Below are 25053 nucleotides of genomic sequence, written 5' to 3'. Positions count from 1 at the left end.
CTCGCCGCTCGACGGCCGATTCCGTCGTCCGACGCGGTCCTGGGGGTCTCCTTTCCGCTCGCGACCCGGCCCGGCGGCCGGGTTGGCTCCGGTGCCGCACACCGGTTCGGCCGGGGCATTTCGGGTGTTCCACTCACGGGGCGGCACGGAAGCCGTCCAGGGCGGGAACGGGGTAGCCACCGACGCCGTAGCTCATCCGGGCCGGGACGACGCCGGTCAGGGAAGCCACGACGCCCGCCGCGGCCAGGGCGGCGACAACCGCGCCGGAGCGCGCCGCGAGCGTGGAAGCATTCATAAAAGTGCACGGTACACAGGAAATGCATAGTGCACAATGAGTGCAACATGCACTCGCAATGCATGGTGCACTTCGTGGCGTATTGTGGGCGTGTCCCCTACGGAAATCGAAGGCGGTTGACATGGATGCCGAACAGGCCGGGGAGCGTCTCGAACGGGAGCTGCTGATCCTCACGCGGCACCGCGAGATGACGGCCCCCCGCCGTCTGCACGGCGGCGACGCCCTCGATCGCAGCGCCTACGTGCTCCTGAACCGGCTCGAAGTACAGGGCCCCATGTCCGTCGCCGACTTCGTCGACGCCTTCGGCCTGGCCGCCTCCACCTTCACCCGGCAGACCGCCGCCCTGCTCAAGGACGGACTGGTCGAACGCATGCTGGACCCGGCGGGAGGAGTGGCCCGTAAATTCCGCGTCACACAGAAGGGCAGGGATCGCGTAGCCGCCGACCGGGACAGGGTCGTCACAGGACTGGCCGACGTGGTCGCGGACTGGCCCGCCGAACGTCTCAGCCGCTTCCTCGACGACCTCCAGCAGTTCAACACGGACATCGAACGCCTCACAGGCAGACCCTGGCCCCGCCACCCCTCCCGGGAAGCCGGGTCCCCCTCCCGCTGAGCCGCTGTCGCTTGCCGAGAGGCGTCGGCTCACTCCGTGGGGGTCAGCCCGCCCCCGGCCTTGAGGAAGGCCCTGCCGAAACCGGTCGAGCCGCGGCCAGAAAGGTGTACGACCGGGCCCAGCAGGGCTGACCGAGTGAGCCGCTGACGTGTCCGCACGGCAAGGAGGACGGTCGGCGGCCGGTCCCGCCGGGGTCAGCCCGACTTCGGCGGCTTCTGCGCGTCAAAGGCGAAGAGAGTGTTCTCGGCCGCGGCCACGATCACCGCCCGCCCCGCGACGGTCACGCGCGGGCTTGCGCCCTGCTCTCCCGTCAAACCATCAGCCCGCGGATCTGTCGTCCACAGGAATGTGCCGTCGTGCGGCGACAGCGCGACCACCCGGCCGGTGGCCGAGCTGAAATACAGTGCGCCGGCTCCCGCCACGGGACCCGACGCACCCTCCACGCCCGTCTGCCGGGACCACTTCTCGCGGCCCGTCGCGGGGTCGATGGCCGTGACGAGACCGGTCTGCCTGCTCACGTAGAGGGTGCCGTCCGCCATGCCGGGCGTCCCCGAGTATGTCCTGGACAGCCGCGCGTACGTGACCTTCCGCGAGGCCGGGTGGACCCGCGCCACCCCGTCGTAGCCGGCCGGCGCCGTTCCCTCCATGCGCACCCGCAGGAGTACGAGCCTGCCGTTGGCGACGCCCATCGGCACGGCGGGGCCGTCGACCGCGACGGGCCTGCCCAGTGTCCCCGAGGCGCGGTCGACCGAGTACAGGGTGGGGTGGCGCACCTCCGAGGCATCCACCTCCGCATCCGTCGCGCACATCGCGAGGAGCCGCGGGCCCACCGGGACGGGAGCGCACTGTGTGCCCGCGGGGAACGGCGTCTTCCAGGTGACCGTACCGCTGTGCGCGTCCCGGGCCTCGAAGCGCGAGTTGGAAGCGTCGACGGTCACCACGGCGGAGCCGACCACAACGGCGTCCTGAGTGCGACCCGTGACAGCCATCGACCGGGCGCCGGACGGCACGGACCACAGCTCACGGCCATTGTCCGCGTCGACGGCCACCACCTCACTGGGAGGGTCCTGCGGGGCGTCCTGGGCAGCGAAGCGGTAACCGAGCACCGTGTCGTCGGTGGCGCCCACCAGGTGCGTGCCCTGGACGGGGACGCCCGAACTCTTCACCGTCCACACCGGCGAGCCGTCCGAGGACTTGATACGGGTCGCGACAACACCACCGCCCCCGCAGAACAGCGCTTCGCCGCGCGCGACGCAACGCAGTTCGTCGGGGATGTCCTCGCCCCCCGCCTGCACAGTCTTGCGCCACGGCCCGAAGCCGTCCTGGAGCGCGGCTCCCGGCGCCGCGACACGGTTGTCCTTGTGACCGCCGCCGTCCGCCCCGAAGCCGTCCGCCTTCAGCGCGGCGGCTCCCCCGCCGATCGCGGCCACCGCGACCGCGGTGGCGAGCACGGGCCGCCATCGGCGACGCAGACGGCGGCCGAGGGGAGCGCCGGTACTCCCTGTATCGGGACCGGCCGAGGCGGTGGTCGGGACAATCGGCACCGGGGTGGCCCGCGCCGCGAAGTGCTGCTGGGTGTCCATGTCGCGGGTGCGGCCCGCGCCGGCCACGTTCGCGTCGGTCCCGCCGAGGTCGGCCGGCAGGTCCCGCAGCAGCACGAGGAGTTCGTCCGCCGAGGGGCGCCCCTCGGCCTCCTTGGCCAGGCACGACTCGACGACCGCGCGCAACGCCACCGGCACGGCACCCAGCGAAGGCTCGTCGTGCACCACCTGATACGCCGTCATGTAGGGGCTGTCCGCGTCGAAGGGCCCGTGGCCCGTCGCCGCGTACACCAGCAGCGTCCCCAGCGAGAAGACATCGGAGCGTGGCCCCACACCACGCGGCGCCTGCAACTGCTCCGGCGACATGAAGGGCGGCGTACCGATGACCCGCCCTGTCATCGTCAGCGTCTGCTGGTCCACGGCGCGCGAAATGCCGAAGTCGATGACGCGCGGCCCCTCGGGCGAGAGCACGACGTTCGAGGGCTTCAGGTCACGGTGGACGACCCCCACCCGGTGGATGTCACGCAGCGCCTCCGCCAGCCCGATGGCGAGCATCTTCAGCTCCGCTCCGTTCAGCGGACCTTTCGTCGCGATGCGCTGGGCGAGCGTCTGTCCCTCGATGTAGGTCGTCGCCATCCACGGCTGCTCGGCCTCAGGGGCGGCGTCGACCACGGCGGCGGTGAACGCGCCACTCACCCGCCTCGCCGCCGCCACCTCCTGCCGGAAACGGATGCGGAACTCGTCGTCCCCCGCGAACTGCTGGTGGATGAGTTTGATCGCGACAGGTCGCCCCGAGCTCATGCGGGCCAGAAAGACCGTACCCATGCCCCCCGAGCCGAGCCGCGCCTCAAGCGGATAACCGCCGATCTCGGTTGGATCACCTCCGCGCAGCGACACTCTTCCCGACCTCTCGTCCCCCGGGCACCTCTGTCACCACGGGCCTGCGTACCTGTCCTGCACCCAAACTAGCCGCAGGGCGGTACGGCAGAGCAAAGAGGGTGACCCACGCGCGCTGCTCACCCGGTGCGGGCGGGCTTCCCCTCGACAGTCCCACCGAGGCGACCGGCCAGCCAAGAAAGCGCAGCCGTACGTGGCCACACGTAGGCCGAGCGGTTGCTGCGCGAGACCGACCCCGCGGGCGTCAGCCCGCGCCGCAGCGGCTTCACGCGCCGGGATCCCCAGGCCACCCCGGCCCCTGACCTGGCCAATCAGGACCTCACGGCCCCCGCTCCGAACCGGCTGTGGGCCACCGACCTGACCAGGATCCGGTAGGTGTTCAGAGCGCACGCCGCGCGTGGTGCTCAGCCGTCGGCCGGAAGGTCACCGGTGAAGGCGGCGGCCATGCGCAGCCAAGGCGCGGCCTCTTCGTGGCGCGCCTGGCGTTCCAGGGTGCGCCCCAGCATGAGGTGGGCGTAGTGCTCGACCGGGTCCCGGTCGATGACGGCCCGCAGCTGCTCCTCGGCCTTCCGCAGTTGCGCGGAGTGGTAGTACGCGCGGGCCAGCAGCAGCCGGGGGCCGGTCTGTTCCGGGGCTTCGCCGACGACGGCGGCGAGCAGTCCGGCCGCCGAGCTGTACTCCTTGGCCTCGAAGAGCGCCTGCGCGCGCTCCCAGCGCTCAGTGGTGGTCTCCTCGTGGGGGACGCCGACACCGTTGTCGAAGAGGTGCCGGGCGGTTACCCAGCGGTCGGCCGCGACATCACCGTTCGGCTGGTAGTCGTTGAAGTTGTCGATCATGACGCGTCCTCTCCGGGCGCCGTGTGCGGCAGCCGTCCGGCGTTCTCGAAGCCGAGCCGGCCGTTGTTGAAGTCCTCGATCGCCTGTAGTACCCCGGCCTCGGTGTTCATCACGAACGGACCACGGTGCGCGATCGGTTCGCGGATCGGCAGGCCGCCGAGGACGAGTACGCCGAAGTCCGGGGTGCGAGTGCCGGCAGTGGTGGTCGCCTCGACGGTCAGGGTCTCACCCAAGCCTTGGAGCGCGGCGGTGACCGAGCACACGGCGCGCTCCTCGGTCGTCCGCGGGTCGGGTTCGGGTATGCGGGGCAATCGCGGTGTGCTCTCCACGGTCACAGCGGGCACGTTGTCCTCCACGGTGGTGATGGGGCCGGTTCGGATGCCGCACAGACCCTGGCGGGACTGCCGCAACCGCAAGGTGGTTAACAATTCAACCAACCATCCCATTCCGGCGCCTGGACGGAAACGGGTCACGGTGCGACAAGGTTGGGGCGCGTGTCGACGGGGAGTCTCGGGTCGCGGGCGTCGCGGAGTGCATCCGCACGGCGGAACCGAGCCTCCTCCCCCGTGACCAGCCCGAACCGTCGGCCCGCGATCCGCTTCGGTCCGTACCCCCGCCCATCGGGGCACGGACCGTTTCCGCTCCGGAGGGTCACCGGTTCCAGGACGCTACGCCTGGGCGGCCCCCCGGGCCTCGGCCGCCCGGCCGAGGCGATCGGCCACGAGCGAGGCGTGGGTGGGAGTCTCCGGGACGTCGGCCGGCCTGTTCTTGGCGAACTCCTTGCGCAGGACGGGCACGACCTCCTCGCCCAGCAGGTCGAGCTGTTCCAGCACCGTCTTCAGCGGCACGCCCACCCCGTCCACGTTGAACAGCTGGCGCTGGTAGTCGCCGAAGGACTCCCGGAAGGCCAGCGTCTTCTCGATGACCTCCTGGGGGCTGCCCACGGCCAGCGGGGTCTGCTCCATGTACTGCTCAAGCGAGGGGCCGCCGCCCATCTGCGGCGAGCGGTCGAAGAACGGGCGGAACTCGCGTACGGCGTCCTGGGAGTTACGGCGCATGAAGACATGGCCGCCGAGTCCGACGATGGCCTGCTCGGCCGTGCCGTGACCGTAGTGCGCGTACCGCTCGCGGTAGATGCCGATGAGCTTCTTGAAGTGCTCCTTGGGCCAGAAGATGTTGTTGGCGAAGAAGCCGTCGCCGTAGTAGGCGGCCTGTTCGGCGATCTCGGGGCTGCGGATGGAGCCGTGCCAGACGAAGGGCGGGACGCCGTCCAGGGGGCGCGGGGTGGAGGTGAAGCCCTGGAGGGGGGTGCGGAAGCGGCCCTGCCAGTCGACGACGTCCTCACGCCACAGCTTGTGCAGCAGCGCGTAGTTCTCCACGGCGAGTGGAATGCCCTGGCGGATGTCCCTGCCGAACCAGGGGTAGACCGGCCCGGTGTTGCCGCGGCCCATCATCAGGTCCACGCGCCCGTCGGCGAGGTGCTGGAGCATCGCGTAGTCCTCGGCGATCTTCACCGGGTCGTTGGTGGTGATCAGCGTGGTCGACGTCGAGAGGATCAGCCGTTCCGTGCGGGCCGCGATCCAGGCCAGCATGGTGGTCGGCGACGACGGCACGAACGGCGGGTTGTGGTGCTCGCCGGTCGCGAAGACGTCCAGACCCACCTCTTCCGCCTTGACCGCGATGGCGGTCATCGCCTTGATCCGCTCGCCCTCGGTCGGCGTACGGCCCGTGGTCGGGTCGGTGGTCACGTCTCCGACGGTGAAGATCCCGAACTGCATCGCGCTTCCCCTCTCCCTTGCGGCTGATGTGTCAACTCAAGCGTTCAAGCACACCCCGGAGTGACCATTCCCCGGCACCCACCAGGGCACGGAGAGCCATGACGGAGTTCCACGCGATCACGAGATGAAGTTGACTCGTCAACCATACATCGAGTTGGTTGAACCGTAAACTTCACCTTGCGGCCGGGCCGGCTCGGCACCCCGCGACCCGGCACGGGCCCGCCCCCCGCCGCCACCCACCGGCACCGCACCCTCCGATACTTCATTGACCCATCAACATTTACACCCCACCGCCTCGGTTGACACGTCAATCAACGGTCGCGCGCTGCCCTGAGCCGGACCGGAAGGACCCCCTCGCATGCACATCACCGCCGCCACCCTCAGCGCGCTCCTCGTCCTCGCCGGCCTGGCCGCCGACCTGCCCTGAACGCCGCGACACCGCACCACGGCACCGATCGGGGTACAGCCACCCGCGCGAGGGGCTCGGCCGTGGCCCGGACAGCCGCCGGCGGCGGACCGTCCGGGGCATGACGGGTCGAGCCGTGCCGTTACCGCGTCAACGCGGGTAGATGAGCTGTCAACCATCTCGTTACACTGCATCCATGAACGAGACGCCGCGCTGGCTCACCCCTGATGAGAAAGCCGCCTGGGACAGTTTCATCCGCATGCAGGAGAAGCTCATCGGCCGGCTGTCCCGCCTGGTCCAGGCCGAATCCGGCATGTCTCCCGCTGACTACATCGTGCTGGCCAAGCTCACCGAAGAGGGCGCCGGACGGATGCGCTTCCTGGACCTGGCCAAGCTGGTGGAGTGGGAGAAGAGCAGGATGTCCCACCAGGTCACCCGGATGGTGAAGCGCGGACTCGTGGCCAGGGAAGAGTGCGCCGACGACGGACGCGGAGCGTTCATCGTCGCCAGCCCGGCCGGCTACAAGGCGATCGAGGACGCCGCTCCCCTACACGTCGAGAACGTGCGTCGCCTCTTTGTCGACGCCCTCTCCCCCAAAGACCTCAAGACTCTCGCCGAGATCTCGAACCGCGTCCTGGAACACATGGAAAAACAGCCGGACTGACCGGCGAACGGGCGGAGGGCGGGGCGCCGGGCCGCACCACTGGCTTCCAGCGGTTCCCATGACCGACCGGATGAAGCCGGCACCGGCCGCACCGATTCCCTGAACACACGGCTCCACTGCGGTGGTGACCTCAACTCGATCTCGGCCGCCGGCAGTAAGGGCGGTCGCCGGTACTACGCCGACGATCTCCCACGTCGATACGCACCATGACGACCTGGAGTTCCAGGTGCAGGCCGGCACGATGCCATCCGACCGCCTTCTCGACTCGGGGCCACGGACGGATGGCTGATACGGCGACTGTGCCGTGGCCACCACCCGGCTCCGCTACGGCACGATCCGCCGGACAGAACCTCAGGAGGGGAAAGCGTGACCGAGACCAGCAACACCCGATCCGACGCCGGTAAAGCGCAAGGGGCGCCACGGAGCCGACTACAGCGGCTGATGCGCTACGTCCCCCTGATCGCCCCCGTCCTGCTGTGGACCGCGCCGTACTGGGTTCTCCTGCACACCGGCCAGCACTGGCCGCTCCCGGTCACAGTGATCGGCACCATACTGTTCGCCCTCGGCCTGACCGGTATGCCGCTCGCGATGGTGCGCGGCCACGGTCGGCGCCAGCAGGACCAGGCGGCGATCATCGGTGACACGCTGCTGGGCGGCATCTGGGTCCTGTTCACCTGGTCCGTTCTGCTCGGCGTCCTGCTGCGGCTCGTCCTGACCGTGGCCGGCGTCGGTGACGGTCAGGACCGGGCGCGCATCGTCACCTGGGCCGTCCTCGGCGTAGCCGCCGTGCTGCTCGCCTGGGGGTACGCCGAGGCCCGACGCGTGCCACGCGTACGCCGTCTCGACGTGCAGCTCTCGCGTCTGGGAGCCGGGTTGGACGGCACCCGAGTCGTCCTGATCACCGACACCCACTACGGTCCGCTCGACCGCGCCCGCTGGTCGGCACGGGTCTGCGAGACGGTGAACACTCTGGAAGCCGACCTGGTCTGCCACACCGGCGACATCGCGGACGGCACGGCCGAACGCCGTCGCGACCAGGCCGCCCCACTGGGCACCGTGCAGGCGACCCGGGCCCGTGTCTACGTCACCGGCAACCACGAGTACTACAGCGAGGCCCAGGGCTGGGTCGACCTGATGGACGAGCTGGGCTGGGAGCCGCTGCGCAACCGTCATCTGCTGCTCGAACGCGGCGGTGACACCCTCGTGGTCGCCGGTGTCGATGACGTCACCGCCGAATCCTCCGGACTGGCCGGCCACCGCGCCCACCTAGCCGGAGCCCTCGACGGCGCCGACTCCGACCTCCCCGTCCTCCTCCTCGCCCACCAGCCCCAGTTCATCGACCGAGCGGCAGCCCACGGCATCGACCTCCAGCTGTCCGGCCACACCCACGGCGGCCAGATCTGGCCCTTCCACTACTTGGTCCGCCTCGACCAACCGGCCCTCGCCGGCCTCAGCCACCACGGCACTCGCACCCTCCTCTACACCAGCCGCGGCACCGGCTTCTGGGGCCCGCCCTTCCGCGTCTTCGCCCCCAGCGAGATCACCCTGCTCATACTCCGCTCGCCGCAACAGTCCAGCTCCTGCTAGGAGTTGCGTCGGGGCGGCGAGCCCGGCAGATGCGTCAGCCGGGCTTGGCGGGTGCCGCGGCCCAGTCTCGGGTGCCGGCGACATGGTAGGAGTCGATGCCGGTCTCGATGATGGTGTCGTTGGGTGAGCCGGTCGACGATGGCCGCAGGCGCCCGACCCGCGGTGGAGTCGGGGCCGAGATCGAAGGCTCGGCCGTCAGCGCGACGCCGTCGTCCCTCCGCTCACCCGAAGGTGAAGGTGCGTACGAACAGCTCGGGTTGGACTCCGGCGGGCCAGGTGCCGACGAAGTACAGGTCATGGACCCCGCCGGGGTCGTTCACGGCCGCGGTGAACGTCTTGTAGACCCGGTTGGAGAGGGAAGTGGAACCGGTGTGCGGCAGGTTCTCGAACTTCGCCACCACAGGGCCGTCGGGCGAGTCGGCGTGCACGGTGAAGTCCGCCCCTGCCATCCGGGTGGCGAACTCCATCGAGAGCTGGTCGATGCCGGCGGCGTTGATTCGCGGGAACATGAACCAGTTGCCCGAGTCGGGGACGAAGAGCTGACCGGTGTAGAGACCGACGCCCTGCCCGCGCGGATAGGTGCTGGCGCTGTATTGGGTGGGATGCAGCACGATGTCGTTCGCACCGGTCAGGGCCGGGGCGCCGCCCGGTCCGCCTCCGTCGGTGTAGTCGGCCCGGACGATGTGGAACACGTAGGCGCCAGGCCCGTGTTCGGCGTCCCGGCCGGGGTTGAGGACTCCTTCGCAGTTCGCGTCGGGGGTGGCCTCGGCCATGGGGTGGCCGTGCTGGTTGTGCCCGAGCTGGTAGGTGACCTTCACCTCGGTGCAGTCGACGGTGCCGTCCTCAGGGTCGTTGACCTCGACCTTGAAGGGAATGTCCTCGCCGAATTCCGAGAAGCCCCCGTCCGCCGGCGTTTCGATGGTGACGACGGGACGTGTGTTGCCCGCCACGACGGACAGATGCGCGGTCGAGGATTTGCCACCGCTGTCCGTGACGGTCAACCGGGGCTGGTAGGAGCCGGCGGTGTGGTAGGTGTACGACGCCTTCGCCGTGGTCGCGTCCGTAGCGCCGTCACCGTCGAAGTCCCACGCGTACGTCAGCGCGTCGCCGTCCGCGTCGGTGGACCCGCTCGCGTCGAAGTCCACGGTGAGAGGGAGCGGCCCGGAATCCGCGTTCGCGTCCGGCACCGCCTCGGGCACCCGGTTGCCCTCGGTGTAGTCGATCCGGTAGAGCCCGGAGTCGTCGTTGCTCGATCCCCAGCCGTTGCCGTACTCCAGGACGTACAGGGAGCCGTCGGGCCCGAACTCCATGTCCATCGGCTTGCTGAAGTCCACGTCCGGCAGGAATGGCCGCATGTCCTGAGGCTTCGTCAGCCTTTTGTCGAAGGCCGTGCTCTGCACCCAGTCGGTCGTCCAGTCGTACAGGAAGCGCCGGCCGTCGAACCACTGCGGGAACTTGGTCTCGGAGGGGTTCTTCCGGTCGTAGTGGTAGACCGGTCCGGCCATCGCGCCGCCGCCGTAGAGCTGCGGGAAGTACTCCTGCTTGTCGTACGTGTAGTAGACCGTCGCCGGCTTGATCGGGGGCAGATGGACCAGGCCGGTGTTGTTGGGTGAGTCGTTGACGGGCTTCTCGCAGCTGAACCAGGGGCCGGGCTCGTCGTCGACGTAGTTCCAGTCGTTGTACGGCTGGTTGTCCATCGTGCAGTAGGGCCAGCCGTAGTTGCCCGCTCCCTTCATCAGGAAGAGGCGGACATGTCCGGCCGGACCGCGCTCAGGGTCCGGCTGAACCGCGTCCGGACCGTAGTCCGCCATCCAGAGCGCGCCTGTCTTCTCGTCGTAGTCCCCCAGCGTGAAGGGGTTGCGGAAGCCCATGGCGTAGATCTCGGGGCGGGTCTTGTCATGGCGGTCGGCCTTCTCGGGGAAGAGGTTTCCCTTGGGGATGCTGTAGCCGCCCTTCTTCTTCGGGAGGATCCGGAGGATCTTGCCGTTGAGGTCGTTGGTGTTGGCGGAGGTCCGCTGGGCATCGCCGTTTGCCTGCCCCGGCCTCTCGTCCGTGCCGGGGAAGCCGCGTGAGGCACAGCAGTTGGTGTTGTCCCCGGTCGCGATGAACAGCACGCCGCGCTCAGTCATCAGCAGATCGCCCGCGCTGTGGCCGCCGCCCACCCCTTGCGGGTGCTGGATGTCGATGACCGTCGTGACGGAGTTCAGGTCGAGGACGTTCCGCGGGCTCAGCGTGAAGCGTGCCACCCGGGACACAAAGGAGGTGTCCCAGTCGGGGCGGGAGAAGTGCAGGTAGACATGGCCGGACTTGGCGAAGTCGGGGGCCAGCGCCAGTCCGACGAGGCCCAGTTCGCCCACGACGCGCACCGGGACGGTGCCGGCTGTCACCGAGGACTTCGTCTTCGGGTCCCAGACCTTGACCCGGCCGTCGCGTTCGATGTAGACGACCCGGCCGTCCGGAGCGACGCTGATCCGCATCGGCTGGGTCAGCCCGGTGCCTTCGAGGAGAACCTTCTGGAACCGCTCGTCGCTGGGCAGTTGACCCGTGGACGGCGGACCGCTCTGCCCCTCGTGCGGTCCCTCATGTGCCGCGGCCACGGGCGTCACCAGCGCGAGCGGAAGGACCAGAGCCAGTAGAAGCATCTTCATCCGATGCGCGGGGTGCCAGTGTCTTCCCTGTTGGCGGGCCATAGGGATCTCCTGTCTCTGCTTCATTCACGGACCGTCGACAGACGCTGGGGGCAGCGGTCCGACCGGAGGTGGCCGCTTCCCGTGGGAGGCACGGGCCTCCAGAGCAACATCAGTGCCGATCGACGGGTGCTGTGGGGCGGAGCGGAGTGGAATCTAGCCGCTTCTCTCTCCCACAGGAAGAAGAGAGACGTAGATTGCAGAACTTCGTCTCCCTGCTGGACAAAGGCGAAGTGGCCTGCTTCCTCCATGCCTTGGACCGTCGCAGGGGGCCCGCCTCGGTCGGCGAAAACCGTTGACGGCAGGCCCACGGCATCATGCCGGGACCAGCTTCCCGCGGCGAAGGCCTTCTCCTCGCAGCCGGCCGCGATGCTTCGGGAAGCGTGGTCAACCATCCGTACACAGGTCGGCGTGATGGGTAGCCCTCCGGTGTGGTGTGGCGCCGCACGGGAGCGCGGGCGCGGCCACCTCCGGGGCGGCGTCGGCCCGGTCGGGTGCGGATACGGCGCCGGGATCGGCAGGGCGCGCACGACCGTACGGCCCGCCGTCCGTCCACCGGCGCGTCCGCGACCACCCGCCCGTGGAAGTCACGCACCCGCCCTGTCGGCCGCCCGCACACCGGACACGGCACCGGATCGTCCCGGGGCGGCGCCGACACCCGGATGGCCTCGCCCTCGTCCGTCACGCCCTCCACGACGAGGGCCGGCAGTCCCGAAAACACCACACCCACAGGCGCGGTGACATCGCGCGCACCGTGCCGACGACCGCCGTCACCCTTCGGTACCACCCATTACGGGGCAGAGCCCCGCGGGGCGCCCTTCGGGGACCAGGACGAGTCCGGGCTTGGTGCGGAACTGGCCGCCGCCCAGGGTGAACGAGTCCACCAGGCCCTGCGCGATCTCGGCGCCGCGCGCCTCGGCCGCGTGCGGGCTGATCCTGCTGGCCATCGTGGGACTGACGGCCGCCGCCCTGACCTCGCCCGCACTCGCGGTCGTCGTCATGCTGATCATCGCGACGGTCGGCTTCAAGATTGCGGCCTCCTCGTTCTCCATCATCCCGCAGCGGTATCTGGTGGGGTCGATGGCCGCCCCGGGCATCGCGCTCATCAACTCCATCGGAAACCTGGGCGGATTCGCCGCCCCCACCCTGCTCGGCCAGGTACAGGAACGGACCGGCAGCGTCAGCGGCGGCCTGCTGATCGTGGCCGGCATGTGCGTGGTGGCCCTGGCCGGGTGCGCGGCCATGAAGTACCGAAGCGGAACAACGGAGATCCCCGAACAGGACCACGAACCCGTCCGGACTGCGGGGCCACAGCCCACCCGCTCCGGCGAGTGACCGAACTCAAGGTCCGCTCTCGCCGTCCCCGGACCGGGATTCGAGACACACAGTCAGAACGCCAGGTGGAAATGCGGGAGAGCGTAGTGCCGTGCCGTACGGGGGCACCGCGGCGCCGGATACGTAAGGAGCGCCCCGCGCGCCCGTCCGGGGCCGGCATGGCTCCGGACGCACAGTTCCCTTCTGGATTCCGCGCGGCCGGAGCCATGTCCGTCCCGGACGAGCGTGCGGTGAACCGCCGGCCTTCCGAGGTGGAGCGCGCATGCGATGCCGAGATCGCCGGCGTCGACGCCGTGGCCCACGAGGCCGACCACACGTACGACGCGTCCGGGAATGTGACCACCATCGCGGGCACCCCGACCGGTGGGCAGGCCGATGTCCAGTGCCTCACCTACGGACCGGCAGCGACACCTGAAGACCGGGGTACGCACAGGGCGGCGGTCCGACGGACGAACGTCGGCAGTCCCACGAGGGAGTTCGGCATGCGTAATGCCTTCCGGTCGGGCCGCTGTCACGGCCGATCCTTGCTCGCCGTCCAGGCCGCGGTGTATTCCGTCAGCATCAGCTCAAGGTGCCCCACCATGAAGCGGTAGTAGGAGTGCATGTCGCGCAGCCGCCCACGCTGTTCCTCAGACATGTCGGCGCCGCGCTCCTGTGCGTGCGCCGCGAGTTCGCGCAGTTCGGTGGTCGCGGCCACGATGTGACGCAGGCAGCCGACCCAGGCGTCGTCGCGCCACCGGTAGACGAAGTGCCGCGCCCCCGCCTCCTTGTAGCGCTCCACGGTGCCGTTGGCGATGAGCAGCCGGGTCATCTCCGAGGCCGATCCCTTGCTGGCGTCCAGGGCTTCCTGAAGCTGGGTGAGGGTGAGCGGCCTGTCGCTCAGCATCAGCACCCCTGCGGCGCGGCCGGCCATTCGCGGCCAGCCCATGGCTCTGCCGACGTGGGTGCCGAACTCGTCGACGAGCACATCGGGTGAGTCGTCTGTGCCGTGCTCGGCCGCCTGGGACACGGAACTCCTGGTAGTCAGTAGAAAATGAACGTTCAGTCTTGACTGAACTCACTATGGGGTCGATATTACAAGCTCTCCGGCCCGATACCTAGGCCACGTCAGATCGCCCTACGCGGGAGAAGAAGCATGACGAGCACGAGCTGGGATGTCATTGTGGTGGGGGCGGGATCCGCGGGCGCCGCACTCGCGGTGCGCTCGGCGGAGAAGGGCAAGCGAGTACTCCTCGTGGAGGCCGGCCCCGACTACCGTTCGGCGCAGATGCACGAGGCGTGGCGCTCACCCAATCCAGCGGTCGCGCTGATGGACCCCACCGCGGCCGAGGGACTGCTGTGGGCGGGCCTGAATTCCTCGCGCACCGACTCGCAGACGGAAGCGCCGTACTGGCGCGGCAGGGGTGTCGGCGGCAGCTCGTCGGTCAACGGGCAGATCGCCATCCGGCCCCCCATGGCGGACTTCGAGGACTGGAGTGGGATCGGGTGCACGGGCTGGTCTCCGGCGGATGTCCTGCCGTACTTCGCGAAACTGGAGGACGACGAGCAGTTCGGTGACGAGCCGTATCACGGCCGCAACGGACCGACACCGATCCACCGGACGCCGCAGGACGAGTGGGGTGGGGTCGACACCGCCCTGTCCCGATCTGCCCTCGCGGCGGGGTACGGCTGGGCTGAGGATGTCAACGCTCCCTCCGCACACGGGGTATCGCCCTACCCGATCAACTCCCGCGGCGGGCGCCGGGTATCGGTCAACGACGCGTACCTGGAACAGGCCCGGGAGTTGAGCACGCTGTCGGTACGGGGTGACGCCCTGGTGGAGAAGGTGGTGTTCGCCGGGAACCGGGCGGTGGGGGTCCGGCTGCTCGTCGACGGACAGGTGACGACCGAGCACGCCGGCACGGTCGTGCTCAGTGCCGGCGTCATCCACTCCCCCGCCATCCTCATGCGCTCGGGCATCGGGCCTGCGTCGCACTTGCGCGCGCTCGGCATCGACGTGCGCCACGACCTGCCGGTGGGCCACGGGATGCAGGACCACCCGATGGCGCTGGTGTCGATCCCGTTGCGGGGGTCGGCGGCAGTCAAGACGCCGCACGATCGGCACACCAATGTCTGTGTCCGGTGGACGAGCGGCGACGACGCCCCCGACAACGACCTGATGTTCGTCTCGCTCAACCAGAACGTGCTGGCGATGGCCACCGCCGCGACGACCACCGCTTCCGGGGCGTTCGGAGTCTGGCTGAACCAGAACCACTCCCGGGGTGTGCTGACGTTGGCGTCCACCGACCCCTTTGACCAGCCGCTGGTGCGGCAGCGGATGCTGTCCGACGAGCGGGACCTCTGTCGCATGCGCCACGGTATACGGGCGCTCGTCGACCTGGCGCGCCGACCCGAGACGGCAGCGATCACGGAAGGATCGCTCAAGGAGGAGAACGCTGCACTGTTCTCCGTCCTGGACAGCGACAGCGGCCTCGACGACTACCTGCTGACGACGGTCGTGGACGCGCAGCACGGCACCAGCACCTGCCGCATGGGCCCGGCCGACGACCCCGGCACCGTCGTGGGCAGCGAGTGCCGCGTCCTCGGCGTCGAGGGCCTGCACGTGGTCGACGCCTCGGTCTTCCCGTCCGTGCCCCGAGCCAACACCAACCTGGCCACGATCATGGCGGGTGAACTCATGGCCGACCGCATCGCCTGACGCGGCGCCTCTTGCCCGACCGAGGCCGGCGCGCCGTGTCCCTGCCGCTGCCCCCGGGCCACCGGGCCCCCAGGCCCCCAGGCCCCCAGGCCCCCAGGACACAACTTCCGCATCCGGCGTGTGCGTCCGTCACCTGAAGGAGATTTCCGATGAAGACCTTGCAGAACCTGACCGGCGGCGTTTGGGGAGACTCCTTCGAGGACACGCTGCTCGACGTCGTCAACCCGGCGACCGAGGATGTCATCGCCCGCCTGCCCGGTGGCTGTCGGGCCGATGTGGACCGGGCCGTGGCAGCGGCGGTGGAGGCGCAGCCCGCGTGGGCGGCGCTGCCCGTGGCCGAACGCGTCGCGCACATCTCGGCGTGGGCCGACGCCGTCGCCGAGCACGCGGACGAACTCGCCGACCTGGAGTGCCGGGAGATGGGCAAGCCGGTCGGTGTCGGCCGTACGTTCATCGACGGGGCGGCCGCCGGCCTCAAAGCATCCGCCTCCCAGGCGCTGTCGTACGACTTCGAGGAGACCATCAGCCATCCCGACGGCAGCGCCACGAAACTCCTGCGTCATCCGCTGGGGGCCACCGCGGTGATCACGCCGTGGAACTTCCCCGTCGCGATGGTGCTCGGTGCGCTCGGCCCGTTGCTGGCCGCCGGCAACACCGTGGTCGTGAAACCCTCCGAACGATCACCGTTGTCGACCGTACGACTCTTCGAACTGCTCAACCTCCCGCCCGGCGTGGTCAACCTCGTCCTCGGCGACGCGCGTGCCGGAGCGCCGCTGGCCGAGCACGCGGACATTCAGCTCGTGCACTTCACCGGATCCGTCGCGGCCGGCCGGAAGGTCGGTGCGGGAACGGGCAAGCTGCTGCACCGCGCCGTCCTCGAACTCGGCGGCAAGGACCCCGTCATCGTCGACGCCGGCGTCGACCCCGGCGCGACCGCGACAGCAGTGGCGTTCGGCGCCTTCATCAACACCGGGCAGATCTGCACGTCCATGGAACGCATATACGTGCACCAGGAGATCGCCGAGGAGTTCATCGAGGCCCTGGCGGAGGCGGCGGGGACGTACACCGTCGGCGACGGACACGACGAGGGCGTCATGATGGGGCCCCTGGTCGACGAACGGCAACGCGACACGGTCCGCCGGCATGTCGCCGAGGCCGTCGAGCGCGGTGCGACGGTCCGCGTGGGAGGGGTCGAACCGGACGGTAAGGGCTTCTTCTACCCGGCCACGGTGTTGACCGGCGTCGACGAGTCGATGTCGGTGATGACCGAGGAGACATTCGGACCGCTCGCCCCCGTCGTGGTCATCTCCTCCTTCGAGGAAGGGCTCGAACGTGCCGCCCGGTCACGCTTCGGCCTCGCAGCCACCGTCTACACCCGCGACCCCGACCATGTGGCCGCGGCCACCCGGATGCCCGCGGGCGTCGTCTGGATCAACCAGTGGCAGGGCGGCGGCCCCGAACGACTCTACGAACCGGCCGGCGACAGCGGCATGGGCGCCACCGGTGCGAGCGCGGCCTACGACGCAGCGACCCGCCCGGCCTCCGTCCACATCGCCGCCCAGCCCGCGTCGTGAGGTCCGCGCCGATGAATCCCAGGACCGTCATCCGGAAGCAGGTCCGGACCGCTGAGCGCGAGCTGGTGAACCTGTCCCATCGCATCCACGCCCATCCGGAACTGGCCTTCGAAGAGGTCTGCGCCAGCACCTGGATCGCCGAGCACCTGAGCGCGGCCGGCTTCGACGTCGAGCACGGCTGCTACGGCCTGCCCACCGCGGTCCGCGCCACCGTGGGCTCCGGGCCGCTGCACGTCGCCATCTGCGCGGAGTACGACGCGCTGCCGGAGATCGGCCACGCCTGCGGACACAACATCATCGCCGCCGCCGCGGTGGGCGCGGGAGTCGGCCTTGCCGGACTCGCCGACGACCTCGGGCTGACGGTCACCGTGCTCGGGACACCGGCCGAGGAAGGCGGCGGTGGCAAGGTCCTGATGCTCGAACGCGGAGCCTTCGACGGAATGGACGCTGCCATGATGGTGCACCCTGCGGCTGCCGAGATGGACGCCATGCCCGGCACCGCGGTCTCCCAGTTCGACATCCTCTACCGCGGCACGCCCGCGCACGCGGGCGCTTACCCCGAGCGCGGAGTCAACGCCGCCGACGCCATGACCGTCGCCCAAGTGGCCATCGGACTGCTGCGCCAGCAGACCACGAGCACAGACCGCATCCAAGGCATCGTCACCGAAGCCGGCAGCGCGGCGAACGTCATCCCGGAGTCCAGCCGAGGCCGATGGATAGTCCGCTCGGACAGCCTGGAAGCGCTCGCACCCCTCAAAACCCGTGTGGCGCGCTGCTTCGAAGCCGGAGCGCTGGCCACCGGGTGCGAACTGACCGCGAGCCCCGTCGGCCCCGACTACGCCGACCTGCGCCCCGACCCCACGATGCTGGCTCTGTACCGGGCGAACGCCGAAGCCCTCGGCCGCACCTTCCTCGACCTGCCCGACGGCGCTGCCGTCGGAGCCGCCACCGACATGGGCAACGTCTCCCACGCCGTACCCACCATCCATCCCATGCTCGGACTGGACTGCGCGCCCGCGGTCAACCACCAGCGCGAGTTCACCGCCGCGTGCGTCACGCCGGCCGCGGACCGCGCCGTCCTCGACGGCGCCGTCGCGATGGCCTGGACCGCCGCCGACCTCGCCACAACCGCCGCCCGTGCGTCGTAACCACCCTGCGCCCCGGCCTGCCGCGCTTCCGTGGCAGGACGACACCTTGGCGGGCCCCTCAAGGTATCGGCATTCACGCAGGTCAAAGCATTGGTGACGCTGGTTGCCAGGCTTTGCGGCATTGTTGGCCGGTGCGAAGACTTCGCCGGGGCCCTGGTGCGCGGGGCGGCGGCCGGGCAGGCTAGTTTGCTCGGATGAGTCTCCTTGATGATGTGGCCGCGCGCGACGGCTGGCGGTGCTGGGTGTGTGACGAGGCGGTCGACCCCGACGAGTCGGTGAACGACCCGCGGGGGCCCAGCGTCGACAGCCGGACCGCCGACCGGAAGGCCAAGGTCACCGAGCGGCTCGCGCACCGCGGATGCAACACCCGCAAGGGCGCGGTCAAGGTGGTCATCGCCTGGCCGGACCGCCTGTACGTGGTCGAACCCGCGCCGCTGATCAGCGTTGCCGGGAGACTGGAGCGCAAGGGAGGCCGCGAGATGGTGGGCCGTTGTCCGACCAGGCGGGACGCCCAAGAGGCGGCCGATTGGCTGGTGGACCGGTTCTCCCGACTGGTACCAGGGCTGCCGGTGACCGCCGGCATCGAGCCGGGCGGCGGCCAGTTCCTCGTCATCCTGTCCACCGGCCGCCGCTGACCAGCGATCACCGGCGCACACTCGCCTAGAGCTGAACAGTCGGCCCACACCGACCTGTCCTGGCACGAGCTGACCCACATCGCCGGCCAGTGCCCAACGACGGGTCGATGTCGCCGGTTGCCGCAGCCATGACGGGGGCCGAACCGGAAACACAGCGCGTGCTCCGCGGCCTGGAGCACGTCCCGCTTCCACCTCCACTCCTTCACGCCGAGGCCCACGCCCTCTACGACAAGGGCGTCGGCGTCGACCGTATCGCCGGCCAACTTCCCGTCGGGGCGTTTGTGCGGCCAGCCGCGGTCAGTCCGGTTTCCTCAGCTTCCCGCGCAGCGGCTGACGCAGCCCTCACCGCGCTGCCTCACCCTGACCAGAGCCGAAAGAGCGTCGGTCAGCGCTGGGAGCCCTCCGGGACGTTCTGGAACGTCCGGCCGCGTCAACGAGCACGAGCAGGAAACAGCCGAAAGCCCATCCCCACAGGTCAGCGGCGCGAATCCGCCCAGCGTCCCAGGTCACAGAAGCCGCCCGGCACCTTCCGCGACATCTGCCCCCGAAGCCAGGAGCGCCGCGTTCAGCGTCACTTGCCCTCGAACACCGGCACTCGGGCATCGGCTGGCACACGCCCACTGACAGCGGACGGCGCAAGATCCTTGTAGGCGGACAAGTCGGGTCCTGATCTGCGGACAGTTGATCTCCCTTTCCGTGGACCCATTCGTGTCGATTCCGAACAGGTGATCCCTCCGGGGGTTGGCTCGGTGCTGCCTGGCAGCGAACCAACTCATCCTCCGGAGGGATCGTGAAGAAGTCTGACAGGGAGATCATGGAAATCTTCGAGGCTCTCGACGCAACCGAGTGTGCGCCTTCGGCGGCTGCGCTGGTGGGGGTCGATCCGAAGACCGTGCGCCGGTACGCACGAATGAGGGACGCGGGTCGCCCCACGGGCGGTCCGGTGATCGCAACGAGTCCGGCAAATGACAAGGGTTCGGCTCTTCTGGAGGGACGCTGAGAATATGACGACTGTGGGATTCATCGGAAGCGGATACATCGGCAGTACCATCGCGTAGCTCGCCATGGGGCCAGGCACCAGTTCGTGCTCAGCAACTCGCGCGGTCCCGAAACGCTCGCGGACACGGCCGCGGAACTTTCAAATGCTGGCGGGAGCTCATGAGCCGGGCGCACGCCCCGATGGAGCTGTCCAGCGACCATGCGGCCGACTTCCGGGTGCACCAGCGCTTGATCGAACTCGGTGCGGTGTCGGTATGGCCGGGCGAATTCCAGCCGCTGGTCATCCGGAGGACGCCGAAGCTGATCAGGCAGTCCGACCCCGAGGTCTACCAGCTCACCCTCGTCCTGAAAGGCAGCGGGAGACTCGTCCTGGGCAGACAGGAAGCGACCTGCGACGCGTACGACTTCCACTCGAACGACTCCTCACGGCCGTCCGAGACATGGACCGGCCAGGAGCACACCAAAATCGTGGGAGTCCAGTTCCCCAAGGCACAGCTGCCCCTGCCGAGGGGCCGGGCCGACCAGACGATCGGACGGAGGATGTCGGCGAAGGAAGGCGTCGGCGCACTGCTGGCCCAGTTCCTCACCCAGCTGACCAGCAACACCGACCAGTACACCCCCGACGACGCACCCCGTCTGGGGACGGTCCTGACCGACCTGGTCGCCGCGCTGTTCGCCCACACCCTCGACACCGACACGTCCCTGACGCCGGAGACCCGCCGGCGAAACCTGACCCTGCTCATTCAGGCATTCATCCAGCAGCACCTGCACGACCCCGACCTGACCCCACGCTCGATAGCCGCCGCACACCACATCTCCCTCAGCTACCTGCACCGCCTCTTCCAGGACGAAGACGCCACCGTCGCCTCCTGGATCCGGCGGCAGCGCCTGGAACGCGCCCGCCACAACCTCACCGACCCCGCGCTCCGAACCGCCCCCATCCACTCCATCGCCGCCCGCTGGGGATTCACCCACCCCGCCGACTTCAGCCGCGCCTTCCGCACCGCCTACGGACTCCCGCCCAGCGACTACCGCCACCAAGCCACCCACTCCACGGCACAGACACAACACCGAGTCGGGTAGCCGACTCAGTCTCCGCTGGGCCGCCACGTCTGTGCTTGTCGAATGGCGACATGGGAGGCCCAGCCCCACAGGAGCACACTGATCACGAGTACGACGCCGGTTGTCGACAGGAGCAGCCATCCGGTGATGTAGGACTCGCCGCTGACGGTGACCGGCGCAGCGAGTACGGCTCCGACCGCGCTGCCTGCCGTTCCGGCGAGGGCCAGCGGGCCGAGAACCGACCATGCTGCGCTGGTGCGGAAGACACGCAGCCCACCGGTGAGTACGGACAGTGGTGCGAGTGCGCGGCCTTGACGCAGGAACTCTGCCATTGTGCTGATGCCTGCGGTGGTGGCGAGTACCGCGATGCCGGCCATTCCGAGGAGGACACTCCAGCGGCCCTGGTCTCGGTTGGGGACGCCCGCGGTGAGCTGGTCCTCGCCGGGGGCGCTGATGGTTGCGCCGCGCGGGAACGTCTCGTACGACAACCGCTTGAGGGCAGGCACGGACAGCGGCCCCCCGTCCGGCCGCAGAACGGCGACGGTCGCGCTGTTGCTGGAGGAAGCGGCGCGTTCCGTCAGCGTCCGGGCATCGGCCCGGCGTATCAGCAGCGTCGGATCCATGTGGGGGGTCCACCGGATCAGCTCACGTAGCCGCGGGTCCTCCGGGAACCTGTCGATGCGTGTCTCGCGTGCTGGGCAGGGCAGATGCAGGGCGGTCAAGGCAACGCAGTCGCCGTACAGAGTCAGGTATGTGTTCTGTTTGCCGTCTGGAGGGGTCAGCAGGACAGCCTCCTTCGCCGGTGCACCGGCGAAGAATTCGGCCATGGCGGATGCGGGCACTCTGCCGTGGGTGCCGACGGTGACGACACTGCGGCCGATGCGGTCGAGGGTTTGTCGTGCTGCGGTGGTCTGTGCCCCGAACAGTCCTTGCCATGCGATGGCTTGCATGAGCACGATGAGGGCGATCGAGACGCCGGTGACGAGGCGGGCCGTCGCGCCAGGATGTGTGCTGGTACGCCGGCCCGCTATCAGCGTTCCGGGCAAGTCGTGCGCTCGCCCCCGGCGGGTGAGCAGGTTTCCGGCCTTGGCGATGATGGTCGCGATGGCGGCCGGAAGGGTCAGGATCGTGCCGGCGATGCCCGCCCAACTGGTGAGCGTGCGCGATACGGAGTCCGGTGTGAAGAGGTCCGGGCCGCGTACCGCCAGGATGATCGCGATGGGGCACAGCACGGCCAGCCGGGGCAGCCAGGTGTGGGTGGACGTGCCGCGTGGCCGGTTCGCGGACGCGCGCCGGCGGGGCGCGAGGTCCGCGACCACCGCGGTCGTCAGGGTGATCAGGAACGCGGTGAGGGGTGCGAGTACGGCAGCCCAGCCGTAGTGGCGAAGGTGGGAGGAGGAGAGGATGTAGTCGGTGTAGGGAATGCGAATGTCGTGCAGTACGGCTGAGGCCATCGCTGCGGCCCCGACAATCCCGCCGAGGACTGCCGGAAGCACGGCCTCACCGGTGGCCACCAGGGCGCGGTCCAGCCGTCGTCCGCCGAGTGCGGCGATGAGCACGGTCCTGCCGTCACGGGCATGTGCACCGGTGCGCACTGCCACGACCAGCAGAGCGACGGCCGGCAGGACGAGCATGCCGATGACCGCGGCCTGGAACATCGACTCGGGCTTGTCGTCCAGCCGGCCCGATCCAGGCTCCAGAGCAGCCGACACGTGCCCGGCCGTCGGGCCGAATCCGGTGACGACATCGGTGGGCCGCTGAGCGCTCAGGCCGTCGCGCGGGCGGACATAGGCGAGCCATTCGGATGGCTCGTCGAGTCCTTGTTCGCCGATCGTGCCGGCCAGTTGGCCGTAACGGTGATCGATATCCTCTCCGGCACCCGCCTTCCGCAGTGCCGGCGACAAGGCCGCTTGGCCCGGGCCCGGCCAGCGGTCCAGTCCTGGAGGCAGCGGCGCGTCCCCTTTGTTAGGAGCCAAGTACACGACGCTGAAGCGGCGTTCACCGTCGAGCGAGTCGGACCCTACGAGCCATGCCGTCGCGTTGGCCGCCTGTTCCAGGGCCCTGTCGGGGGCCACGGGGGTCCTGGCCGTTCGGCGCTCCTCCTTGCCCACGTACACGGCGTGGACGGCGACGAGGCTGCCCAGGCTGAGTGCGAGGACCAGCGTCGCGAGAAGTAGAGCGGCGAAGCGTACGCCACCTGCCTCGGCGCGCCGGCCCGCCACGCGCCCGATGACGAGGAGCCGACGCGCGAGCTTCAGGATGTCCCCGACGGGCGTCATGCGGACACACCGGAGGCCATCGGCTTCAGGGCGCCCGCCTCAAGACGCAGCGCGCGGTCCGCTCGTGCGGCGATGCCTGGATCGTGGGTCACCACGAGCAGCCCGCACGCATGGCCTCGGGGCAGGCCGAAGAGCAGCTCGGCCGTTCTGTCACGAGCTTCCGTGTCCAGCGCTCCGGTGGGTTCGTCGGCGAGCAGCAGAGCAGGTTCGTTGATCAGGGCACGGGCCACCGCGGTACGCTGCCGCTCTCCGCCGGACAGTTCGTCGCTCGTCGTCGCCCCCGGTACGCCGAGGTCGTCGAGGAGCCTTTGCGCCCTGTCTCTCACGCCGTGGGGGTTGGTGCGGGCCAGAAGTGCCGCGAGCACCACGTTGTCCAACGGACTCAGTTCCGGCAGGAGTTCGCCGAACTGGAAGACCATGCCGACTGCCCGGGCGCGTAGTGCGGCCAGGCGTGCGGGCCGAAGCCCGACGATGTCGGTGCCGGTCACCTTCACCGAGCCCGCTGTCGGTTTGATCAGGCCCAGTACGCAGGACAGCAGCGTGCTCTTGCCTGATCCGCTCGGGCCTGTCACGGCGACGGATTCACCGGCCCGCACCGTCAGGGAGAGGTCGGTGAACAGTTTCCGCACGCCGAGCGAGTGGGTCAGTCCCTCGATCTCCAGGACGGGTCGAGTGGTATCCGTGTCGTGTGCCGTGCCCACTTGCTGTCCTCACTGTGCTGGCGGTCGGGGATGACGAGCTGCGGTGGAGCGGTCCGGACCGCTCCACCGCAGAGAGTTCTAGCGCCCGTCGCCCGGGCGGTCGTCGACCCCGCACCGGTCCGGGTTGAGCTGGACGTTCAGGCACGCGGTGACCTTGCGCACGTAGTTCGTTTCGTTCATGCCGCTCTTCTTCGTGGAACCGTTGCCGCTGGAGTTGTCGAGCCGCAGGCCCGTGTTGTTCTTGCGGTCATACAGCGTGTAGACCGCATGGCTGTCCCCAGCGGTGTCGGCGACTGCCACCTGGCCGTTGGTGCCATGACTGTAGGCATAAACGGCGTCCTGGTATCGCGAGTCCAGACTCTCCCCCGCACCCGCGCCGAACGCCTGGCCGACACCCATCATTGCCGTTATGGCCGTGGCTGCGACCATGGCCTTGACGACCGTCGTCCCGAAGGGCATAGCCCTCATTTTCTTCTCCGTTCTGTCACCAGGAGTGCCCCGGTGGATGAAAACAGGAAACTCGATTCCTGTTTCTGAGCACAGTTGTTTACACCTTCCGCAGGTCAATGACACACCTGAATTCCCGGCCGGCGCCTCAGAAAGGGTCTGAATTACCACCGAAGGGCACTGCCGCTGTGGGCCCGAATATCGTCGAGGCACCTGAACTGCATACTCGGCCGCACCTTTCGCTCCCTTTCCGTTCGTGCCCACTCTCACCGCTTGCTCTCAGTCCGTCCATAACCGAGAGTGCACAACGGATTGCGCCTGAGTCCACGGGTCCGGACAAGTCCTGGTAGGGCTTGGTCATGCTGGTGTGGGGTCTGGCATGTCGCGGTGACAGGTGGGGCAGGCGCCGGTCCAGATCACGAGGAGTAGCTGCAGCTCGCGGACGACTCGGTAGAGGCTCAGGCCGACGCCGTCTCTCTTGGGGATCGGCTCAGTCGCTGAAGGGTGCAGAAGGCGTGTGCGACCGAGACGAGGGTGACGTGGTGGTGCCGGCCTGGCCAGGTCCGGCCTTCGAAGTGGGCCAGGCCCAGGGCCTGTTTCATCTCGCGGTAGTCGTTCTCGATGCGCCGGCGGAGCTTGGCGGTGCGCACGAGGACGGGCAACGAGGTGGTCTCGGGCAAATTGGAGAGCCAGAACTGCACGGGCTCGTCCTGATCGGCGGGCCATTCGGCCAGCAGCCAGCGGACCGGATCTTCACCCTCTGTGCCGTCTCGGACTAGGCAGTGTCCTGGCGATCAGTTGAGTCGTTGATAGGACTGTGAGACATAGGGGTGATCTGACAGATGCTCAGTGGGAGCGGTTGGAGCCGCTT

22 protein-coding genes and 2 pseudogenes are annotated in these 25053 nt (G+C 69.2%); 11 read left to right on the top strand and 13 right to left on the bottom strand.

Going from position 1 to position 25053, the window contains the following annotated elements; all coding sequences use genetic code 11:
* Nucleotides 1–133: 133 nt before the first annotated feature.
* Nucleotides 134–295 carry a hypothetical protein gene (locus ACFXPL_RS17895; RefSeq protein ID WP_384919716.1) on the bottom strand — a complete coding sequence of 54 codons (162 nt, stop codon included), beginning with the start codon at nucleotides 293–295 and terminating at the stop codon, nucleotides 134–136.
* A 121-nt stretch (nucleotides 296–416) separates the two neighbouring features.
* On the opposite strand from ACFXPL_RS17895, the gene ACFXPL_RS17890 reads away from it, so the two are divergent.
* Nucleotides 417–908, top strand: coding sequence for a MarR family winged helix-turn-helix transcriptional regulator (locus tag ACFXPL_RS17890; protein ID WP_384919713.1), 492 nt, complete (start codon nucleotides 417–419; stop codon nucleotides 906–908).
* Between the two features lie 194 nt (nucleotides 909–1102).
* Here ACFXPL_RS17890 and ACFXPL_RS17885 read toward each other — a convergent pair whose 3' ends face one another.
* On the bottom strand, nucleotides 1103–3346 hold the full coding sequence (locus ACFXPL_RS17885) for a PQQ-binding-like beta-propeller repeat protein (protein WP_384919710.1): 2244 nt from the start codon (nucleotides 3344–3346) through the stop codon (nucleotides 1103–1105).
* A gap of 216 nt (nucleotides 3347–3562) precedes the next feature.
* Between ACFXPL_RS17885 and ACFXPL_RS17880 the strand changes: the two genes are divergently transcribed.
* Nucleotides 3563–3721: a hypothetical protein gene (locus tag ACFXPL_RS17880; protein ID WP_384919707.1), complete on the top strand. Its 159-nt coding sequence runs from the start codon at nucleotides 3563–3565 to the stop codon at nucleotides 3719–3721.
* A 29-nt stretch (nucleotides 3722–3750) separates the two neighbouring features.
* On the opposite strand, the gene ACFXPL_RS17875 is transcribed toward ACFXPL_RS17880, so the two are convergent.
* The 3 genes from ACFXPL_RS17875 to ACFXPL_RS17865 form a co-directional block, all read right to left on the bottom strand.
* Nucleotides 3751–4182: a tetratricopeptide repeat protein gene (locus ACFXPL_RS17875; protein ID WP_384919704.1), complete on the bottom strand. Its 432-nt coding sequence runs from the start codon at nucleotides 4180–4182 to the stop codon at nucleotides 3751–3753.
* Entirely contained in the window at nucleotides 4179–4526 is a 348-nt protein-coding gene (locus ACFXPL_RS17870; RefSeq protein ID WP_384919701.1) for a pirin-like C-terminal cupin domain-containing protein, read from the bottom strand. Before ACFXPL_RS17870 ends, ACFXPL_RS17875 begins: the two co-directional genes overlap by 4 nt.
* 324 nt (nucleotides 4527–4850) lie before the next feature.
* On the bottom strand, nucleotides 4851–5960 hold the full coding sequence (locus tag ACFXPL_RS17865) for an LLM class flavin-dependent oxidoreductase (RefSeq protein WP_384919698.1): 1110 nt from the start codon (nucleotides 5958–5960) through the stop codon (nucleotides 4851–4853).
* Between the two features lie 602 nt (nucleotides 5961–6562).
* Between ACFXPL_RS17865 and ACFXPL_RS17860 the strand changes: the two genes are divergently transcribed.
* Nucleotides 6563–7030: a MarR family winged helix-turn-helix transcriptional regulator gene (locus tag ACFXPL_RS17860; protein ID WP_384919695.1), complete on the top strand. Its 468-nt coding sequence runs from the start codon at nucleotides 6563–6565 to the stop codon at nucleotides 7028–7030.
* Nucleotides 7031–7396: 366 nt separating this feature from the next.
* Nucleotides 7397–8617, top strand: coding sequence for a metallophosphoesterase (locus ACFXPL_RS17855; protein ID WP_384919692.1), 1221 nt, complete (start codon nucleotides 7397–7399; stop codon nucleotides 8615–8617).
* Between the two features lie 221 nt (nucleotides 8618–8838).
* Here ACFXPL_RS17855 and ACFXPL_RS17850 read toward each other — a convergent pair whose 3' ends face one another.
* The 3 genes and pseudogenes from ACFXPL_RS17850 to ACFXPL_RS17840 all read right to left on the bottom strand — a co-directional run bounded on the left by ACFXPL_RS17850 (nucleotide 8839) and on the right by ACFXPL_RS17840 (nucleotide 12251).
* Nucleotides 8839–11259, bottom strand: a complete 2421-nt coding sequence (locus ACFXPL_RS17850) for a PQQ-dependent sugar dehydrogenase (protein WP_384919689.1) — start codon at nucleotides 11257–11259, stop codon at nucleotides 8839–8841.
* Between the two features lie 580 nt (nucleotides 11260–11839).
* A pseudogene (locus tag ACFXPL_RS17845) lies at nucleotides 11840–12025 on the bottom strand (ISL3 family transposase); the annotation flags it as partial.
* Between the two features lie 49 nt (nucleotides 12026–12074).
* On the bottom strand, nucleotides 12075–12251 hold the full coding sequence (locus ACFXPL_RS17840) for a hypothetical protein (RefSeq protein ID WP_384919686.1): 177 nt from the start codon (nucleotides 12249–12251) through the stop codon (nucleotides 12075–12077).
* A gap of 1 nt (nucleotide 12252) precedes the next feature.
* Here ACFXPL_RS17840 and ACFXPL_RS17835 point away from each other — a divergent pair, with 1 nt between their 5' ends.
* Nucleotides 12253–12639 (top strand): hypothetical protein, encoded by a 387-nt coding sequence (locus ACFXPL_RS17835; RefSeq protein ID WP_384919683.1) that lies wholly within the window; start codon nucleotides 12253–12255, stop codon nucleotides 12637–12639.
* 511 nt (nucleotides 12640–13150) lie between these two features.
* Here the strand turns inward: ACFXPL_RS17835 and ACFXPL_RS17830 are convergent.
* Complete coding sequence (locus ACFXPL_RS17830) at nucleotides 13151–13648, bottom strand: GbsR/MarR family transcriptional regulator (RefSeq protein WP_384919681.1); 498 nt, start codon at nucleotides 13646–13648, stop codon at nucleotides 13151–13153.
* Between the two features lie 126 nt (nucleotides 13649–13774).
* Between ACFXPL_RS17830 and ACFXPL_RS17825 the strand changes: the two genes are divergently transcribed.
* From ACFXPL_RS17825 to ACFXPL_RS17800, 6 genes are all read left to right on the top strand, one after another.
* Entirely contained in the window at nucleotides 13775–15337 is a 1563-nt protein-coding gene (locus tag ACFXPL_RS17825) for a GMC family oxidoreductase (RefSeq protein ID WP_384919678.1), read from the top strand.
* A gap of 149 nt (nucleotides 15338–15486) precedes the next feature.
* Nucleotides 15487–16911, top strand: coding sequence for an aldehyde dehydrogenase family protein (locus ACFXPL_RS17820; RefSeq protein ID WP_384919675.1), 1425 nt, complete (start codon nucleotides 15487–15489; stop codon nucleotides 16909–16911).
* Between the two features lie 11 nt (nucleotides 16912–16922).
* On the top strand, nucleotides 16923–18059 hold the full coding sequence (locus ACFXPL_RS17815) for a M20 family metallopeptidase (RefSeq protein ID WP_384919673.1): 1137 nt from the start codon (nucleotides 16923–16925) through the stop codon (nucleotides 18057–18059).
* Between the two features lie 194 nt (nucleotides 18060–18253).
* Complete coding sequence (locus tag ACFXPL_RS17810) at nucleotides 18254–18694, top strand: hypothetical protein (protein WP_384919670.1); 441 nt, start codon at nucleotides 18254–18256, stop codon at nucleotides 18692–18694.
* Between the two features lie 790 nt (nucleotides 18695–19484).
* A complete protein-coding gene (locus ACFXPL_RS17805; protein ID WP_384919668.1) occupies nucleotides 19485–19694 on the top strand; it encodes a hypothetical protein in 210 nt (69 codons plus the stop codon).
* Between the two features lie 158 nt (nucleotides 19695–19852).
* Nucleotides 19853–20776: a helix-turn-helix domain-containing protein gene (locus ACFXPL_RS17800; RefSeq protein WP_384919665.1), complete on the top strand. Its 924-nt coding sequence runs from the start codon at nucleotides 19853–19855 to the stop codon at nucleotides 20774–20776.
* A gap of 5 nt (nucleotides 20777–20781) precedes the next feature.
* On the opposite strand, the gene ACFXPL_RS17795 is transcribed toward ACFXPL_RS17800, so the two are convergent.
* The 4 genes and pseudogenes from ACFXPL_RS17795 to ACFXPL_RS17780 all read right to left on the bottom strand — a co-directional run.
* Nucleotides 20782–23034 carry an ABC transporter permease gene (locus tag ACFXPL_RS17795; protein ID WP_384919662.1) on the bottom strand — a complete coding sequence of 751 codons (2253 nt, stop codon included), beginning with the start codon at nucleotides 23032–23034 and terminating at the stop codon, nucleotides 20782–20784.
* The gene (locus ACFXPL_RS17790) at nucleotides 23031–23735 is read right to left on the bottom strand and encodes an ABC transporter ATP-binding protein (RefSeq protein WP_384919660.1); all 705 of its coding nucleotides are present in this window, start codon (nucleotides 23733–23735) and stop codon (nucleotides 23031–23033) included. The genes ACFXPL_RS17795 and ACFXPL_RS17790 overlap by 4 nt, the downstream gene beginning before the upstream one ends.
* Before the next feature lie 78 nt (nucleotides 23736–23813).
* A complete protein-coding gene (locus ACFXPL_RS17785) occupies nucleotides 23814–24194 on the bottom strand; it encodes a hypothetical protein (protein WP_384919657.1) in 381 nt (126 codons plus the stop codon).
* Between the two features lie 446 nt (nucleotides 24195–24640).
* A pseudogene (locus ACFXPL_RS17780) lies at nucleotides 24641–24925 on the bottom strand (IS701 family transposase); the annotation flags it as partial.
* Nucleotides 24926–25053 lie beyond the last annotated feature (128 nt).

Origin of the sequence: Streptomyces sp. NPDC059092 (genome assembly GCF_042756365.1) — a bacterium.
Taxonomy (GTDB): domain Bacteria; phylum Actinomycetota; class Actinomycetes; order Streptomycetales; family Streptomycetaceae; genus Streptomyces.
This window is presented reverse-complemented; position numbering and strand designations above follow the sequence as displayed.